Origin of the sequence: Rahnella sp. ATs2, from assembly GCF_051851855.1 — a bacterium.
Classification (GTDB): Bacteria; Pseudomonadota; Gammaproteobacteria; order Enterobacterales; family Enterobacteriaceae; genus Rahnella; species Rahnella variigena.
Genome location: NZ_JBLYPL010000010.1, coordinates 182,957 through 200,081, shown reverse-complemented (window position 1 = coordinate 200,081; position 17,125 = coordinate 182,957). Strand labels below are relative to the sequence as shown.

Below are 17,125 nucleotides of genomic sequence, written 5' to 3'. Positions count from 1 at the left end.
GTTGCTGGAACTAGTCTGATCAGTGCAGGATTTTCGCCAGGAAGTCCCGCGCACGGTCTGATTCCGGATTATTGAAGAAATCGTCTTTATTACGATCTTCCACAATTTTACCTTCATCCATGAAAATCACGCGGTTAGCCACTTTACGGGCGAAGCCCATTTCGTGCGTGACCACCATCATCGTCATGCCTTCGTTTGCCAGTTCAACCATCACGTCCAGCACTTCGTTGATCATTTCCGGATCAAGCGCAGAAGTCGGTTCGTCAAACAACATGGCGATAGGATCCATACATAACGCACGGGCAATCGCCACACGCTGCTGCTGACCACCGGAAAGCTGACCCGGAAACTTATTGGCATGTGCGGATAAACCGACGCGATCCAGTAATTTCAGGCCTTTGTCTTTTGCTGCGGCTTTATCGCGTTTCAGGACCTTGACCTGTGCCAGCGTCAGGTTATCGATGATAGAAAGGTGCGGGAACAATTCAAAATGCTGGAACACCATGCCCACTTTGGCACGCAGTTGCGCCAGATTGGTTTTCTTATCATTCACTGGCGTGCCGTTAACCAGGATTTGGCCTTTCTGAACCGGCTCCAGACCGTTAACGGTTTTGATCAGCGTCGATTTACCTGAGCCGGAAGGCCCGCAAACCACCACAACTTCACCTTTTTTAACTTCGGTGCTGCAATCGGTAAGCACCTGAAAGTGCCCGTACCATTTAGAAACATTCTTCAGTGAAATCATGAAACGGTCCTTTTCTTCAAATAACGCACCAGCAAGGAAGCACAAAGGCTGATAACAAAGTAAATAAGTCCTGCAAACAGCACCATCTCAACCAGCGTACCGTCGCGGTCGCCAATGTTGGATGCACTGCGGAAGAAGTCCGCGAGGCCCAGAACGTACACCAGCGAAGTATCCTGGAATAATACGATCGCCTGTGTCAGCAGCAGCGGCACCATGGCGCGGAAAGCCTGCGGCAATATAACCAGCTTCATCGACTGCCACTGCGTCATACCCAGCGCCAGTGCGGCAGAAGACTGGCCGCGGGCGATACTGATAATGCCTGCGCGGATGATCTCGGAATAGTAGGCCGCTTCAAACAGCGCAAATGCCACCATCGCTGAAATCAGGCGGATATCGGTTTTCGGTGACAGCCCGAGCACTTTCTGTAAAAAGCCCGGCACAATCAGATAGAACCACAACAACACCATCACCAGCGGAACGGCACGGAACAGATTGACGTAGGCAGAAGCAAACCAGCTGATCGGTTTAAACGTCGATAAACGCATCACCGCCAGCAACGTGCCCCACAAAATACCGACCACAATCGCCAGTGACGTAATCTTCAGCGTAATGACCATGCCTTGCCACAGATAGGGCAGACCGGGACCAATAGAACTCCAGTCAAATTCATGCATGCTTATTTACCTCCCATGTTGCCCGGCAGGCGGACTTTCCGTTCTACAAAGTGCATCAGCAGCATGATGACGGCATTAATCAGAACATAAGCCAGGGTAATCGCGGTGAAAGACTCATACGCATGCGCGGAGTAATCCAGCAATTTACCGGCCTGTGCCGCCATATCGACCAGACCAATCGTCGAGGCGATGGCGGAGTTTTTAACAAGGTTGACCATCTCAGAAGTCATCGGCGGCACAATCACGCGATAAGCATTCGGCAAAAGCACATAACGGTAGGTTTGTGGCAGGGTCAGACCCATCGCCAGTCCCGCGTTGCGTTGCCCGCTTGGCAGTGACTGAATCGCAGCACGCACCTGCTCGCACACGCGGGCAGCGGTGAACAAACCGAGACAAATCACAGATGAGGTGAAGAATTGCACGTCCGGCGCCAGTTCAGATTTAAACCACATGCCGATATTTTCCGGCAGTAATTCAGGGACCACCAGATACCAGATGAAGAACTGAACGATCAATGGGACGTTACGGAATAACTCAACGTAACACGTACCAATGCCTGATAGGACGCGATTGGGGACGGTACGTAAGATACCGAACAGAGAGCCGACGAAGAAGGCGATGATCCATGCGCAAATTGACAGTGCGACAGTGACCTGAAATCCATTCCAAATCCAGCCCAGATAAGTGGTATTGCCAAAGGGCGCTTGTTGCAGAAAAATGCCCCAGTTCCAATCTATTGACATAAAAACTCCGTAAAACGGGTAATGAATTACCCTCTGAGTGATGACGTAATTCCGCCTAAAGTGAATGGGAAGAAACGCGGGGTGGGGAACGACCACCCCGCATCTTTATCATCACAGGCTGGTGGGCCAGCCTTATATTTTAGTCACTTTTCACTCTTCTCTTGGTTATACCTGTCTGTCTGGTATTTCTTACAGCGCTTTATCGTTTGGCGCTTTGAACAGAGCTTTCATGTCGTCAGACAGTTCAAAGTTCATGTTCAGGTTTTTCGGAGGAATTGGTTTTTTGAACCAGGTTTCAAACCATTTAGTGGCTTCACCGGAGGTCTGCGCTTTCACGATGGTGTCATCAACCAGTTTTTTGAACTCCGCATCGTCTTTACGCATCATGCAGCCATAAGCTTCTTTGGACTGCGGGGTGCCGATGATTTCCCAGTTATCAGGTTTTTTGGCTTTAGCACGTTCACCGGCCAGCAGGGCATCGTCCATCATAAAGGCAACAGCACGGCCAGTTTCCAGCGTACGGAAGGAGTCACCGTGGTCTTTCGCGCTGATGATGCGCAGATCCAGTTTCTTCTCTTCGTTAAGCTTGTTGAGCAGCACTTCTGAGGTAGTACCGGAAGTCACCACCACAGTTTTGCCTTTCAGATCAGCAAAATCTTTAATGTCGGAGCCTTTTTTCACCAGCAGGCGGGTACCAATCACGAAGATGGTGTCAGAGAACGCGGCCTGTTGCTGACGTTCCAGATTGTTGGTGGTTGAACCGCACTCAAAATCGTAGGTCCCATTTTGCAACAGCGGGATACGGTTCTGGGAAGTGATCGGCATCATCTTGACTTGCAGGTTTGGCAGGTCGAGTTTTTTCTTCACGGCATCGACGATAGCGTCAGAGTAGTCCTGTGAATAACCCACGACTTTTTGTTCGTTATTGTAATAAGAGAAGGGCACTGAGGATTCGCGGTGACCCACAACGATAACGCCGTTGTCTTTAATTTTTTTCAGGGTACCGGTCAGTTCCTCTGCGTGAGCAAAGCTGCTTACGGTAACGCTTGCCAACAGTACTGATAATGCCAATTTGCGCAATTGCATGTCCAACTCCTTGCTGTCATTAGGGATCCAAACTCAGGGATCAGAAAGTACTAATGCCTCGTCATATGAAGCTAGAAAATAGCTGAATGTGAATATTATGAAACCATATTGTTTCTTTTTTGAGACGAGACGCGCACCAATTCGAAGCAATCAAATGGCTGTGCACTGAAAAAGTGCATGAGGATCAGCCTGTTTGTATCAAAATGATGCATCCCGTCGCAAAAAATCACTAAACAGATATCTTTCAATCAGATGTAGCAAGACTCGTGCCAGATAGCCTGATTTAACTTCATTAGCCGTCATTCCTGCAGCGCTAAATGCGGTAGTCTCAACAATCGGCAGCAGGTAAAAGGGAGCGGGAAGAGCGGGGCAGAACAGGGTGCGACATAAAAGAACAGGCACCGGGAGGTGCCTGTTTTCACTGCGAAATGCGTTTACTTAGGATTTACGACGGCCAAGCCACAAGGCGGCGCCCGCCATCACTACTGTTGCGAACCATACCGGCCACCAGCCCACCCGGGCATACGGTGTCATACCGGTTGTCGGTGTGACTTTCACGTTCAGCACCTGACGGGTGAATTGCGGGATTTCGTGTGTCACATCGCCCTGCGCATTCACCACGGCGGTAATGCCGTTGTTGGTGCTGCGCAGTAACGGGCGACCCAGTTCGAGCGAACGCATACGTGCCATCTGGAAATGCTGCCACGGGCCGATGGAATGTCCGAACCAGGCATCATTGGAAATCGTCAGCAGGAAGTTAGTGTCCGGTTGCAGGTTATCACGCACCTGTTCACCGAAGACCACTTCATAACATATTGCCGTGGTCAGATTCAGGCCGCTGACCACCAGCGGTTTCTGCACGTAATCACCACTGGTAAGTCCTGACATCGGCAAATCAAAGAACGGTGCCAGAGGGCGAAGAATTGTTTCAAGCGGCACGAATTCACCGAACGGCACCAGATGATGCTTGTTGAAACGATTTTCGTCGGGATAGCGATACGGCTTTTCCCCGCCGAGCACGATGGCGCTGTTATACACCTTCATGCCTTCTTCGTTACGGCGCGCATCGATAATGCCGGTGATGAGTTGGGTGCCGTGTGAGCGATAGATATTATCTACCATGCTCAGGAAACCTTGCTGATCGGATTCAATGTCTGAAATCGCCGATTCCGGCCAGATGATCATGCTGGATTTGCCCACGTACGGACGGCTGAGATCCAGATAGGTCTGCAATGCACTTTCCAGCGCCTTTGGATCCCACTTCATCGACTGCGGAATATTGCCCTGAACCAGTGCCACATCGACCGTTTTATCGGTCTGTTCCTGATACCAGTGGATATAACGCAACGGCCACGGCAGCAGCAACATAGCAACAGCAATGAGCCCCGGCGTGATGCGACGCTGATGTACCGCATACACAATCAGGCCGCTCAGCGAAGTGAGCAAAATCGTGATGCCATCGACGCCAGTGATGGGGGCAAGGCCTTTAAGCGGGCCATCGATTTGGCTGTAACCAAACTGTAGCCACGGGAAACCGGTCAGTACCCAGCCGCGCAGAAATTCAGTCATCTGCCACAGGGCGGGCGCGCCAAGAGCCAGTTTCCACCAGGTGGTTTTTGGCCACAGTTTGCTGAACAATCCGGCAAACAGCATGGTATACAGCGACAAATAGGCTGCCAGCAACACGACGAGGAAAAGGTTAATCGCTTCCGGCATGCCGCCAAAGGTGGCGATACTGACATACACCCAGTTTACGCCGCTGCCAAAAAGTCCCATCCCCCAGAAGAAGCCGATCAACGCGGCCTGACCCGGACGGCGATCGAGCGTTAATGCCAGCAGACCGCACAGCGAAATAATCGCCGCAGGCCAGAAGTCATAAGGGGAAAATGACAGCGTGCCACAGGCACCGAAAAAGAGCGCCAGCAGGGCGCGAACCCGCTGGCGTTGATATAAAGAGGCAATTGCCATGGAGAATTATTCTTCCAGTATCGGTTGCGGCGCGTCGTCCGGTATTTTTACGTGAACCTGAATGATACGGCGGCTGTCGGCCATCGCAACCTTGAACAGGTAACCGTCAATTTCAATGCTTTCGCCACGCGCCGGTAAATGGCCAAATGACTGCATCACCAGACCACCAATGGTATCGACTTCGTCGTCACTGTAGTGGGTCTGGAACACTTCATTGAAATCTTCAATCGGCGCGAGGGCGCGGACGGTATACGTATGACGGCTGAGCTGGCGAATATCCAGATCTTCCGCTTCGTCGTACTCATCATCGATTTCACCGACGATCAGTTCGAGAATATCTTCGATGGTGACCAGACCGGAAACGCCGCCGAATTCATCCACGACAATCGCCATGTGGTAACGCTGGGAGCGGAATTCTTTCAGCATGCGGTCTACGCGTTTGCTTTCAGGAACAACGACCGCGGTTCTCAGCACTTTATCGATGCTGAAGGGTTCAGACTCTGTGCGCATAAACGGCAACAGGTCTTTGGCCATCAGGATGCCTTCAATGTGATCCTTATCTTCGCTGATCACCGGGAAGCGTGAGTGTGCGGATTCGATGATGACATCGAGGCACTCTTCCAGCGGCTGATTGCGTTTTAGCGTGATCATCTGGGAACGGGGGATCATGATGTCCCGCACGCGCTGCTCGGCGATATCCATCACGCCTTCCAGCATGTCCCGGGTATCGGGGTCGATCAGATCGTTTTGTTCTGAATCACGGATCAGCTCAACCAGATCGCCACGGTTTTTAGGTTCACCGTGAAAAAGCTGGCTAAGGATAAGGGAAAAGAAGCCCTTCTTGGGACTGGGGCTGTCACTATTTTGTGAATGGTCATCGCTCATGGCGTTTGGTTTTTTTTACTCGTAGTTAGTGAAAATTATGCGAAACGCCTGCGGATGATAAACCTTCACCGGGCAGGCGCTGCGCGAGTTTACTGATAAATCAGTGGTCTTCTTTCTCTGAAATGTACGGATCCGGATAACCCAAACCCTGCATAATTTCAGTTTCAATCGATTCCATTTCTTCGGCTTCTTCGTCAACGATATGGTCATAGCCCAGCAAATGCAAACTGCCGTGAATTACCATATGCGCCCAGTGGGCCAGAAGTTCTTTATCCTGCTCTTTCGCTTCTTTCTCAACGACCTGACGACAAATAATCAGGTCGCCAAGAAGTGGCATCTCCATACCCGGAGGTGCTTCGAACGGGAAGGATAACACGTTGGTCGGTTTATCCATGCCACGATACGTCATATTCAGTTCATGACTTTCGGGGATATCGACCAGACGGATGGTCACTTCCGATTCTTCCTGAAATTGTGGAAGAACAGCTTCGAGCCATTTTTGAAAGTCATTTTCAGACGGTAAACCTGCGGGTTCTTCGCAGGCAATTTGTAAATCGAGAATTACCGTATTCATTGACCGGCCTGTTGTGTTGAGCTGTTCTGGTGTTCATGTTTACGCTCTGCGGCAATCGCATCACGGCGTTTTTGGTCTTCTTCTTCCCAGGCTTCGTACGCGACAACAATGCGCGCCACCACCGGATGACGGACGACGTCCTCACTGTGGAAGAAGTTGAAACTGAGTTCATCAACGGAAGACAGCACTTCAATGGCATGACGTAGCCCTGATTTCTGATGACGCGGCAAGTCGATTTGCGTGACGTCACCGGTGATCACCGCTTTGGAGTTAAAACCAATACGGGTCAGGAACATCTTCATCTGTTCGATAGAGGTGTTCTGGCTTTCATCGAGAATAATAAAGGCGTCGTTCAGCGTACGGCCACGCATGTAAGCCAGCGGGGCGACTTCAATGACGTTGCGCTCAATCAGTTTTTCCACTTTTTCAAAGCCGAGCATTTCGAATAATGCGTCATACAGCGGGCGCAGATACGGGTCGACTTTCTGGCTGAGATCGCCCGGCAGGAAGCCCAGCTTTTCACCGGCTTCAACAGCAGGGCGGGTCAGCAGAATACGGCGTACTTCCTGACGCTCCAGCGCATCCACCGCAGCAGCCACGGCCAGATAGGTTTTACCCGTACCGGCAGGACCAATCCCGAAGGTGATATCGTGGTCGAGGATATTAGCGATGTATTGCGCCTGATTTGGCGTACGCGGCTTCACCATCCCGCGTTTGGTTTTGATAATGACCGCTTTGCCGAAATCCGGCACGCTTTCTGCGGTTTGTTCCAGCACCCGGCTTTCTTTGATCGCCAGATGGATTTTTTCAGGGTCGATATCCTGGATTTCACCCCGCAGCGGCGCAGTGTCTACGTATAAATCACGCAGGATGTCGGCGGCTGCCGCAACAGGCAGACTCTTTCCGACCAATTTAAACGCGTTATCACGACGGTTGATTTCAACGCCCAACCGGCGCTCCAGTTGTTTGATATTGTCATCAAACGGCCCGCACAGGCTCAGCAAACGCTGGTTGTCTTCGGGCTCCAGTAAAATCTCTTGTGTTACAACGTTCAAACGAATCCTTTGGGTCACTTCGGACCAGTTTACCCTTCATACTGAAGCTACAGAGTGTGTTAGCTGCATTCACTCGACTTTCTGCAACTCGAATTATTTCGGGTACGTTTTATGAAGCACCCGGCTGATCACTGCTTTCAGCCGTCAACCATACCTGACTTAATAATACATGCCCTTGGCAAAATATGCTGCGCCGTGGCAGCAGTTGCAGGGACCTTCATCCGGATATGCGGCCTTTGCTGGAAAATTAAACCCTTGTGATGAAGGTATTAGCGAAAATCTCAAAAGAAACAGGACGCCGGAGCGCCCTGTCGATATCGGGTCATACATCATTACTATGGTTCAGGGTTGATACATTCCAACGCCCAATTCATTTTCTTTACGGGTACGTTCGATGACCGATTGCGGAGATTCATGCAGGCGCAGCGCCATCTGTTCTTCGGTGCGGACAACCACACCGCGCAGCGAGTTGGCATACACATCGACAATTTCGACATCCACGAACTTACCGATCATATCCGGTGTGCCTTCGAAGTTGACCACGCGGTTACATTCGGTACGCCCGGTCAGCTCCATAATATCCTTGCGGGACGTGCCTTCCACCAGAATGCGCTGAACGGTGCCCAGCGTGGCGCGGCTGAAACGCATGACCTGCTGAGTGATTCTGTCCTGCAACAACGCCAGACGCTGTTTCTTCTCGTCCATGCTCACATCATCCACCATGTCCGCCGCCGGTGTACCAGGGCGCGGAGAGTAGATGAAGCTGAAACTGACGTCGTAATTGACCTGTGCGATCAAATCCATTGTGCGCTCAAAATCATCATTGGTTTCGCCAGGGAAGCCAATGATGAAATCTGAACTGAAATGAATATCAGGACGCGCAGCGCGTAACTTACGGATCGTCGATTTGTATTCCAGCACCGTATGAGGGCGTTTCATCATGGTAAGAATGCGGTCGGAACCGCTCTGAATCGGCAGATGCAGGAAGCTCACCACTTCCGGCGTGTCTTTGTACACATCGATAATGTCATCGGTAAATTCGACCGGGTGACTGGTGGTGAAACGGATACGGTCGATGCCGTCAATGGCCGCCACCAGACGCAGCAGCTCAGCGAAGGTGCAGATGCCGCCGTCAAAAGAATCGCCGCGATACGCATTGACGTTCTGGCCCAGCAGATTGACTTCACGTACGCCTTGCGCGGCCAGCTGGGCGACTTCGAACAGCACGTCATCGCACGGGCGGCTGACTTCTTCGCCGCGGGTATAAGGCACCACACAGAAGCTGCAATATTTGTTGCAGCCTTCCATGATGGAAACGAAAGCGGTCGGGCCGTCGGCGCGCGGTTCCGGCAGCCGGTCAAATTTTTCGATTTCAGGGAAACTGATATCGACGACAGGACTTTTAGTGCCACGCACATGGTTCACCATTTCTGGCAAGCGGTGCAGGGTTTGCGGGCCGAAGACGATATCAACACAAGGCGCGCGTTTACGCAGCATTTCGCCTTCCTGCGAGGCTACGCAGCCACCGACGCCGATAATGATATCCGGATTTTTCTTCTTCAGTAATTTCCAGTGTCCGAGCAGGCTGAAGACTTTCTCCTGCGCTTTTTCCCTGATTGAGCAGGTGTTCAGCAGCAGAATGTCTGCTTCTTCAGCGTTATCCGTCAGCTGGTAACCATGGGTGCTGTCGAGAAGGTCAGCCATCTTGGATGAATCATATTCATTCATCTGGCAGCCCCAGGTTTTTATGTGCAGTTTTTTAGTCATCAGCGTGTCAGTACTCAATACGGGGAACGTGAGATCGGCAATGCCGCAGTGCATAGCATAGTTCAGGGGCGCTATTGTAAACCCTCACTCCGGTGCTGACCAGTGCAGGAAAGCAGCTTAGGCCCTGATGCTGACATAAAAATCCGGTACACTTCGCATAATGAACTGAACAGAAAGCCGGAATAAAATGAATAATTCTGAGAAGACATTTGATGCAGTAATTGTCGGCGGCGGCATGGTCGGCGCAGCCGCGGCGCTGGGACTGGCAAAACAAGGTCTGCAAGTCGCACTGATAGAGAATGAAGCGCCTGCCGGATTTGACCCGTCAGCACCGGCTGATTTGCGTATTTCCGCCATTGGCTGTGCATCCGCCCGCTTTTTACAGAAACTGGGCGCATGGGAATCCGTTGAGAAAATGCGCTCAGTACCGTACCGCCGCCTGGAAACCTGGGAAGTGGACGGTTCTGAGGTGAAATTTGACGCGCAATCCCTCGGATTGCCGGAGCTGGGATTCATGGTCGAAAACCGTGTATTGCAGCTTGCGTTGTGGCAGCAGTTCGACGCACTCACCAACCTGACGCGTTTTTGTCCGGCAAAGTTACGTCATCTCTTGCAGCACGATGATAAAACCTGGTCGCTTCAGCTGACCACGGGGGATTTGTTGCGTACGAAACTGGTGATTGCCGCCGACGGGGCGAACTCACTGGTACGCCAGCTGGCGGGCATTGGCGTGGATGGCTGGGAATACCGCCAGCACTGCATGCTGATTAACGTTGAAACTGAAACGCCGGATCAGGACGTCACCTGGCAGCAATTTTTCCCTTCCGGCCCGCGGGCATTTCTGCCTCTGTTCGGCAATCAGGCCTCGCTGGTCTGGTATGACAGTCCGCAGCGTATCCGTTATCTGAAAACGCTTAATATGCAGCAGCTCACAACAGAAGTGATGCAGGCGTTCCCTGCGCGACTGGGCACGGTCAAAGCGTTATCGGCAGGGGCGTTTCCGCTGGTTCGCCGTCATGCTCAGCGTTACGTCTTACCGGGGCTGGCGCTGGTGGGTGACGCGGCGCATACCATCAATCCGCTGGCAGGGCAGGGCGTGAATCTGGGATATCGTGACGTGGAAGCATTGCTGTCTGTGCTGGAGAAAGCGCGGGATCATGATGAGGCGTGGAGCAGTGAAAAAGTGTTGTTACGCTATCAGCGTCAGCGTCGTCTGGATAATTTGCTGATGCAAAGCGGCATGGATTTGTTCTATACCGCCTTCAGCAACGATCTGCCACCGGTGAAAGCGTTGCGTAATCTGGCGTTAATGACCGCACAGCGTGCCGGCGCACTGAAAACCAAAGCACTAAAATATGCTTTAGGGATTTAATCAGCTCAGGGCAAACCGGAGAAATACTGGTTTGCCTTTCTTGTTTGCTGATTAAAAAACAAATAGCAAAAAGCCCGCACGAGGCGGGCTCTCTTAATGTGGCTGGGGTGCCAGGATTCGAACCTGGGTATGCTGGTATCAGAAACCAGAGCCTTACCGCTTGGCGACACCCCAATTTTGTTTCTCACTACCTTTTGAGCAGTGTACTGCAAGTAAAATGGTGGCTACGACGGGATTTGAACCTGTGACCCCATCATTATGAGTGATGTGCTCTAACCAGCTGAGCTACGTAGCCAAATTTTACTGACTTACTTCAAAACTTCAAGCACTAATTTAACTAACTTAATAATAAATTTCAAGTGCTTACCAATTATACAGAAAGAAGTATGGCTGGGGTACCTGGATTCGAACCAGGGTATGCTGGTATCAAAAACCAGTGCCTTACCGCTTGGCGATACCCCAACAGTACAACTTCTTCAAATTGGATTTTCCTCACAAACACATCAGTAAAGCAATGTGAAAGATAAGAAAATGGCTGGGGTACCAGGATTCGAACCTGGGAATGCTGGTATCAAAAACCAGTGCCTTACCGCTTGGCGATACCCCAACTGTGCTACCGATGTCTGGAAATGGTGCGGGAGGCGAGACTTGAACTCGCACACCTTGCGGCGCTAGAACCTAAATCTAGTGCGTCTACCAATTTCGCCACTCCCGCAAAAAAGATGGTGGCTACGACGGGATTCGAACCTGTGACCCCATCATTATGAGTGATGTGCTCTAACCAACTGAGCTACGTAGCCATCTTTTTTCGCGCTACCTTCATCGGCGTTGCGGGGCGCATTATGCGTATATGACCGTTTTGCGTCAACACCTTTTTTGGAGAAAAAGCCCTGATGGCGTCCATTTGTCTGGCTTATAACCACTCTGGTGATTAATTGGACAAAAGACATTATTTTTAGTGGCTTTACCCACAAAAAAACGGGCCATAAGCGGCCCGTTTGTTACAAGGATAATTACCGGGGAATGGATTATTTGTAGGCGGACTGGTGCACGCCAACAGCACGCCCGGATGGATCGTCCATGTTTTTGAACGCTTCATCCCACTCAATCGCTTTCGCAGAAGAACAGGCTACAGAAGGGCCGCCAGGCACGCATTCTGCCGCGCTTGGGACCGGGAACAATTCTTCAAAAATCGTACGGTACAGGTAGCCTTCTTTGGACGTCGGCGTGTTGTACGGGAAACGGAAATGTGCAGTTTCGAGCTGTTGATCGGTGATCTGCTGAGAGGCCACTTCTTTTAAGGTATCGATCCAGCTATAGCCTACGCCATCAGAGAATTGTTCTTTCTGACGCCATGCCACGCTGTGTGGCAGGTAAGACTCGAAACATTCACGCAGGATATGTTTTTCCATCTTGCCGTTGCCGCACATCTTGTCTTTAGGGTTGATACGCATCGCAACGTCGAGGAATTTTTTGTCCAGGAACGGTACGCGGGCTTCCACACCCCAGGCTGACATGGCTTTGTTGGCACGCGCACAGTCATACATGTGCAGGGCCAGCAATTTACGCACGGTTTCTTCGTGGAATTCTTTGGCGTTTGGTGCTTTATGGAAATACAGGTAGCCGCCCAACACTTCATCTGCGCCTTCGCCAGACAACACCATTTTGATGCCCATCGCTTTGATTTTACGAGACATCAGATACATCGGCGTTGATGCACGGATAGTCGTCACGTCATACGTTTCGATGTGATAGATAACATCACGGATAGCATCCAGACCTTCCTGCACGGTGAAATGAATTTCGTGGTGCACGGTACCTAAATGGTTTGCCACTTCCTGAGCTGCGCGCAGATCCGGAGAACCTTCCAGACCGACTGCAAAGGAGTGCAGTTGCGGCCACCAGGCTTCGCTCTGATCTTTATCTTCGATACGACGACCTGCAAATTTCTTGGTGATTGCGGAAATCACGGAGGAATCCAGACCACCTGACAGCAACACGCCGTAAGGCACGTCAGACATCAGGTGACTTTTCACTGCTTCTTCCAGTGCATCTTTCAGCGCCGCAGGGTCAGTGACGTTGTCTTTGACGTTTTCGAAGTCAAACCAGTCACGTTGGTAATATTCGCGAATTTCACCGTCCTGGCTCCACAGATAGCTGCCTGCCGGGAATTCTTTGATGGTGCGGCAAACCGGCACCAGTGCTTTCATTTCAGAAGCGACATACATGTTGCCGTGTTCGTCGTAACCCATATACAGCGGGATAATGCCCAGATGGTCACGGCCAATCAGGTACGCGTCTTTTTCTGTGTCATACAGAATAAAGGCGAACATGCCTTGCAGTTCATCGAGGAAAGCAGGGCCTTTCTCCTGATACAGCGCCAGAATAACTTCGCAGTCAGATGCGGTCTGGAATTCATATTTATCGCCCAGTTCTGCGCGCAGAGCCTGGTGGTTGTAGATTTCGCCGTTAACAGCCAGAACGTGAGTGTGTGCTGCGTTGTACAGAGGCTGTGCGCCGTTGTTGACGTCAACGATGGACAGACGCTCGTGCGACAGAATCGCTTTATCGCTGGCAAACACGCCGGACCAGTCTGGTCCGCGGTGACGCATCAGGCGCGACAGTTCCAGCGCTTTTTTGCGCAGCTCGACGGAGTCAGTTTTGATATCGAGCACACCGAAAATTGAACACATATTGCTTTCTCCCTAACGACGTTTCTCTGGCTGTCATTTTTATGTTTATGAATGAGGATCAACGTTGCCGTTCTTGCAGTTTTAACCGGCGGTTGTTGCGTTGCTGACTATGAAAATGCGTCAAAACCCCCATGTTGTGCAAGTGGTTTAACGCTCTTCTGATAAATAGTTGGTAGAGGGAGGGTGATCTTTAACGAATTATCAGTTTTATGGCATTTTCATTAGCGAATTATTAATTTAATTGCCAAAAATTGAGGAGGATTCAAAAAAAGAGAAAAGTGGATAAAAATCAGGCGGCAAGACGAAAAAAAACGAGCCGGGAGTCAAATTCGGGCTCGTTTTCATAGACTTATCAGTGGCCGTTAAATTACGTCAATATCGGCAACGGAAGGATAAATCCAGGTCGGGCGGAATGGCATTCCCTCAATATCATTGAGAGTGGAAACGCCGGACAGTACCAGAATGGTTTCCAGACCGGCCTGGAAGCCCGCAAGTATGTCGGTGCGCAGATTGTCACCCACAATGACCGTCTCTTCGGAATGCGCCTGCATTTTATTCAACGCCGAGCGGATGATCCAGGGGCTTGGCTTACCGACGTAAAACGGCTGGCGTCCGGTGATTTTTTCGATAGGTGCGCATAACGCGCCACAGGCCGGGACAAAACCGTGTCCGTGATTATCAGGATTGGTGGCGATAAAACGTGCGCCGTTAGCCACAAAATACGCGGCTTTATGGATCATATCCCAGTTGTAAGACCGGGTTTCGCCAACAATCACGAAATCAGGGTTGATATCGGTAATGGTGAAACCGGCCTTATACAGTTCATGAATCAATGCGCCTTCGCCGACGACATAGGCTTTTTTGCCTTCCTGGCGTTTCAGGAAATCGGCGGTCGCCATCGCGGAGGTGAAAAATGCACTTTCAGGCACTTCAAGACCGGCTGCGCTGAAGCGGTTAGCCAGATCCTGTGCTGTCTGGGAAGGGTAGTTAGTGAGGATCACTAACGGCATTCCCTGTTCCTGAATTCGCGCGAGAAAACGGTCGGCGCCGGGTACTGCGGTATTGTCGTGCAACAGCACGCCATCAATGTCACAAATTACGTTCTTTATTGTCATGATTTCCAAACCCACATTTTCAGTCCCATTCCTGGCAGCCTGATACTATAGCACGTCTCAATTTTCCATCAGACGCTGCAACAGAACGCCATTCAGCATCGCCCGTTTGACCAGTGCAAAAGCGCCAATCGCAGACTGATGATTCAGGGCTGAAGTCACTACCGGTAAATTGCGGCGGAAATCTTTCAGAACTTGCGCATTAATACAGTTCTGAATCGCAGGAAGCAACACTTTGTCGGCTTCCGTGATTTCACCCGCAATCACCACTTTTTGCGGATTAAACAGGTTAATGGCAATCGAAACGCCTTTACCCAACTGGCGCCCCACATGCTCAATGACTTCGGTTGCCAGCGCATCGTGGCGATTGGCGGCCTTACAAATGGCGGAAATCGAACAATCTTCCAGGCTGAGTTTGCTGGCATAACCTTGCGTAAGCAGGTGGCGCACACGATTTTCGATGGCGGCGTTGGCCGCAACGGTTTCCAGACAGCCGAAATTACCGCAATGACAGCGTTCGCCCAGCGGATCAATTTGGATATGCCCGATTTCCCCCACATTGCCGTTGCTGCCCAGGAAAATCTGCCCGTTAACGATGATCCCTGCACCTGTACCACGGTGTAAACGAACCAAAATCGAGTCCTGACAGTCGCGGGTCGCACCGAAATAGTGCTCAGCCAGCGCCAGACTGCGGATATCGTGGCCAACAAAACTGGTGACTTTGAATTTTGCTTCCAGCGCATCCACTAATTTCCACGCACCGACGCTGATATGCGGCATGTAGCGCACAATTCCTTTATTAGGATCGACCAGCCCCGGAAGGATGACAGAAATGGCAATCAGTTCGCGGATTTTACGCTGATTCAGCTCGATGAACTGGGCAATAGCCTCGAACAGCGCGTTCTCCAGCGTTTCCTGAGTGCGCTCGGGCAGGGCGTAATGTTGTTCAGCCAGCGATTTGGCACTGAGATCGTAGAGGGTAATCGTTGCATCATGGCGGCCAAGGCGCACCGCAATAGCATGGAAAGGGCGGGTTTCAGTAATGATGGAAATTGCGCGGCGGCCTCCCGTGGAAGCCTGCTGATCCACTTCTTTGATCAGCCCGCGCTCGAGCAATTGCCGGGTAATTTTGGTGACACTGGCGGGTGCCAGCTGGCTCATGTCGGCAATTTGAATGCGCGAGATGGGCCCTTGCTGGTCAATCAGGCGGTAAACGGCTGCGCCGTTTAACTGCTTAACCAGATCAACGTTGCCGATTTGTGCCTGCTGTCCGCCAGTTGTCATCAATGCTGTTATCCGCTCAATTAAACTTCGTCACCATTAACGATAGTTTTTGTGATTTTAAAATCATGAGTGAACGCGGTGAGGTTGGCGACTTTACCTGCTTCGATGCTGCCAAGCTGATCTTCAAGACCAATGGCGCGAGCCGGATAAAGCGTTGCCATACGCAGCGTTTCATCCAGAGCAATTCCGACATGTTCGACGCTGTTTTGCACCGCTTCGATCATCGTCAGCGCAGAGCCGCTCAGCGTGCCGTTTTCGTCCACACAGAGTCCGTCACGGTAGTATATTGTTTTACCGGCAAAAATGAACTCATCAATATTCGCGCCAGCCGGAGCGGTAGCATCAGTGACCAGCACCAGCTTCTCGCCTTTGAGCTTTTTCGCATTACGGATATTGGCCCAGTCCACATGCAAACCGTCTGCGATGACGCCGGTATACACTTCAGGCGTATCGAAGATTGCACCAATAAGGCCAGGCTGACGACCGGTAATGGCGGGCATTGCATTATAAAGGTGCGTCGCAAAGCTGATACCTGCCGCAAAACCGGCACGGGCTTCAGCATACGTTGAATTTGAATGGCCTGCGGAAATTACAATCCCTGCATCACGCAACTGGCGGATATATTTCGCATCAACCTGTTCCGGTGCGAGCGTCAGTTGGGTAATCACATCGGCATTCGCGCACAGGAAATCAATCATGGCGCTGTCTGGCAGGCGGATAAAGGCAGGATTATGCGTGCCTTTTTTCAGCGGGCTGAGATACGGCCCTTCCAGATGCAGACCCAAAGCCTGGTTCGGATATTTTTCCAGATAGGTGCGCATCACGCTGATACCGTGTTTCATGTAGTCGTCGCTACAGGTGATCAGCGTCGGTAAGAAACTGGTACAGCCGGATTTTTCATTGGCTTTCTGCATGATTTCTAACGTTTCTACTGAAATAGCTTCCAGAGAATCGTTGAACTGCACGCCGCCACAACCATTAAGTTGCAGATCGATAAATCCGGGGGCAAGAATGGCGCCGTCCAGACTGCGGGTTTCCACATTCGCCGGCAATTCACTCACCGGACAGACACGTTCGATTTTGCCATCGGCAATCACTACCGCGTGGTTATCCAGAACGTCATGACCGGTATAGACCCGGCCCTCAATCAATGCGTACATCATGCCC

At 51.2% G+C, this 17,125-nt stretch carries 14 protein-coding genes and 6 tRNA genes; 1 reads left to right on the top strand and 19 read right to left on the bottom strand.

Annotation, left to right across the window (positions count from 1 at the left end):
• Positions 1-19: 19 nt before the first annotated feature.
• The 9 genes from ACJY2G_RS13205 to miaB form a co-directional block, all read right to left on the bottom strand.
• Positions 20-745, bottom strand: a complete 726-nt coding sequence (locus ACJY2G_RS13205; RefSeq protein ID WP_095921160.1) for an amino acid ABC transporter ATP-binding protein — start codon at positions 743-745, stop codon at positions 20-22.
• A complete protein-coding gene (gene gltK / locus ACJY2G_RS13200) occupies positions 742-1,419 on the bottom strand; it encodes a glutamate/aspartate ABC transporter permease GltK (RefSeq protein WP_013576487.1) in 678 nt (225 codons plus the stop codon). Before gltK ends, ACJY2G_RS13205 begins: the two co-directional genes overlap by 4 nt.
• A 2-nt stretch (positions 1,420-1,421) precedes the next feature.
• Complete coding sequence (locus tag ACJY2G_RS13195; protein WP_112287638.1) at positions 1,422-2,162, bottom strand: amino acid ABC transporter permease; 741 nt, start codon at positions 2,160-2,162, stop codon at positions 1,422-1,424.
• 189 nt (positions 2,163-2,351) lie between these two features.
• Positions 2,352-3,248, bottom strand: coding sequence for an amino acid ABC transporter substrate-binding protein (locus ACJY2G_RS13190; protein WP_112287639.1), 897 nt, complete (start codon positions 3,246-3,248; stop codon positions 2,352-2,354).
• 438 nt (positions 3,249-3,686) lie between these two features.
• Positions 3,687-5,216 carry an apolipoprotein N-acyltransferase gene (gene lnt / locus ACJY2G_RS13185; RefSeq protein ID WP_439291809.1) on the bottom strand — a complete coding sequence of 510 codons (1,530 nt, stop codon included), beginning with the start codon at positions 5,214-5,216 and terminating at the stop codon, positions 3,687-3,689.
• Positions 5,217-5,222: 6 nt separating this feature from the next.
• Positions 5,223-6,101, bottom strand: coding sequence for a CNNM family magnesium/cobalt transport protein CorC (gene corC / locus ACJY2G_RS13180; RefSeq protein WP_015698153.1), 879 nt, complete (start codon positions 6,099-6,101; stop codon positions 5,223-5,225).
• Between the two features lie 100 nt (positions 6,102-6,201).
• Entirely contained in the window at positions 6,202-6,675 is a 474-nt protein-coding gene (gene ybeY, locus ACJY2G_RS13175; protein ID WP_120160339.1) for an rRNA maturation RNase YbeY, read from the bottom strand.
• The gene (locus ACJY2G_RS13170) at positions 6,672-7,748 is read right to left on the bottom strand and encodes a PhoH family protein (RefSeq protein ID WP_120160341.1); all 1,077 of its coding nucleotides are present in this window, start codon (positions 7,746-7,748) and stop codon (positions 6,672-6,674) included. Before ACJY2G_RS13170 ends, ybeY begins: the two co-directional genes overlap by 4 nt.
• Before the next feature lie 324 nt (positions 7,749-8,072).
• Positions 8,073-9,497, bottom strand: a complete 1,425-nt coding sequence (gene miaB, locus ACJY2G_RS13165) for a tRNA (N6-isopentenyl adenosine(37)-C2)-methylthiotransferase MiaB (RefSeq protein WP_120160721.1) — start codon at positions 9,495-9,497, stop codon at positions 8,073-8,075.
• A 187-nt stretch (positions 9,498-9,684) separates the two neighbouring features.
• Between miaB and ubiF the strand changes: the two genes are divergently transcribed.
• Entirely contained in the window at positions 9,685-10,869 is a 1,185-nt protein-coding gene (ubiF, locus tag ACJY2G_RS13160) for a 3-demethoxyubiquinol 3-hydroxylase (RefSeq protein WP_112287644.1), read from the top strand.
• Between the two features lie 99 nt (positions 10,870-10,968).
• On the opposite strand, the gene ACJY2G_RS13155 is transcribed toward ubiF, so the two are convergent.
• The 10 genes from ACJY2G_RS13155 to nagA form a co-directional block, all read right to left on the bottom strand.
• Positions 10,969-11,043, bottom strand: a tRNA-Gln gene (locus ACJY2G_RS13155).
• 44 nt (positions 11,044-11,087) lie between these two features.
• Positions 11,088-11,164: transfer RNA gene (locus tag ACJY2G_RS13150), tRNA-Met, on the bottom strand.
• 92 nt (positions 11,165-11,256) lie between these two features.
• A tRNA-Gln gene (locus ACJY2G_RS13145) sits at positions 11,257-11,331 on the bottom strand.
• A gap of 70 nt (positions 11,332-11,401) precedes the next feature.
• Positions 11,402-11,476 (bottom strand) — tRNA-Gln (locus tag ACJY2G_RS13140).
• A gap of 23 nt (positions 11,477-11,499) precedes the next feature.
• A tRNA-Leu gene (locus ACJY2G_RS13135) sits at positions 11,500-11,584 on the bottom strand.
• A gap of 8 nt (positions 11,585-11,592) precedes the next feature.
• Positions 11,593-11,669, bottom strand: a tRNA-Met gene (locus ACJY2G_RS13130).
• A 228-nt stretch (positions 11,670-11,897) separates the two neighbouring features.
• Complete coding sequence (gene asnB, locus ACJY2G_RS13125; RefSeq protein WP_279919752.1) at positions 11,898-13,562, bottom strand: asparagine synthase B; 1,665 nt, start codon at positions 13,560-13,562, stop codon at positions 11,898-11,900.
• Between the two features lie 362 nt (positions 13,563-13,924).
• Complete coding sequence (locus ACJY2G_RS13120) at positions 13,925-14,677, bottom strand: HAD-IIA family hydrolase (RefSeq protein WP_113876248.1); 753 nt, start codon at positions 14,675-14,677, stop codon at positions 13,925-13,927.
• Between the two features lie 57 nt (positions 14,678-14,734).
• A complete protein-coding gene (nagC, locus tag ACJY2G_RS13115) occupies positions 14,735-15,958 on the bottom strand; it encodes a DNA-binding transcriptional regulator NagC (RefSeq protein ID WP_113876051.1) in 1,224 nt (407 codons plus the stop codon).
• A 20-nt stretch (positions 15,959-15,978) separates the two neighbouring features.
• The gene (nagA, locus tag ACJY2G_RS13110; RefSeq protein ID WP_430319108.1) at positions 15,979-17,118 is read right to left on the bottom strand and encodes an N-acetylglucosamine-6-phosphate deacetylase; all 1,140 of its coding nucleotides are present in this window, start codon (positions 17,116-17,118) and stop codon (positions 15,979-15,981) included.
• Between the last annotated feature and the right edge of the window lie 7 nt (positions 17,119-17,125).

Coding starts and splice junctions, on each gene's coding strand:
- ACJY2G_RS13205 (WP_095921160.1), bottom strand. CDS start 745: ATGATTTCACTGAAGAATGTTTCTAAATGGTACGGGCACTTTCAGGTG.
- gltK (WP_013576487.1), bottom strand. CDS start 1,419: ATGCATGAATTTGACTGGAGTTCTATTGGTCCCGGTCTGCCCTATCTG.
- ACJY2G_RS13195 (WP_112287638.1), bottom strand. CDS start 2,162: ATGTCAATAGATTGGAACTGGGGCATTTTTCTGCAACAAGCGCCCTTT.
- ACJY2G_RS13190 (WP_112287639.1), bottom strand. CDS start 3,248: ATGCAATTGCGCAAATTGGCATTATCAGTACTGTTGGCAAGCGTTACC.
- lnt (WP_439291809.1), bottom strand. CDS start 5,216: ATGGCAATTGCCTCTTTATATCAACGCCAGCGGGTTCGCGCCCTGCTG.
- corC (WP_015698153.1), bottom strand. CDS start 6,101: ATGAGCGATGACCATTCACAAAATAGTGACAGCCCCAGTCCCAAGAAG.
- ybeY (WP_120160339.1), bottom strand. CDS start 6,675: ATGAATACGGTAATTCTCGATTTACAAATTGCCTGCGAAGAACCCGCA.
- miaB (WP_120160721.1), bottom strand. CDS start 9,497: ATGACTAAAAAACTGCACATAAAAACCTGGGGCTGCCAGATGAATGAA.
- ubiF (WP_112287644.1), top strand. CDS start 9,685: ATGAATAATTCTGAGAAGACATTTGATGCAGTAATTGTCGGCGGCGGC.
- asnB (WP_279919752.1), bottom strand. CDS start 13,562: ATGTGTTCAATTTTCGGTGTGCTCGATATCAAAACTGACTCCGTCGAG.
- ACJY2G_RS13120 (WP_113876248.1), bottom strand. CDS start 14,677: ATGACAATAAAGAACGTAATTTGTGACATTGATGGCGTGCTGTTGCAC.
- nagC (WP_113876051.1), bottom strand. CDS start 15,958: ATGACAACTGGCGGACAGCAGGCACAAATCGGCAACGTTGATCTGGTT.
- nagA (WP_430319108.1), bottom strand. CDS start 17,118: ATGTACGCATTGATTGAGGGCCGGGTCTATACCGGTCATGACGTTCTG.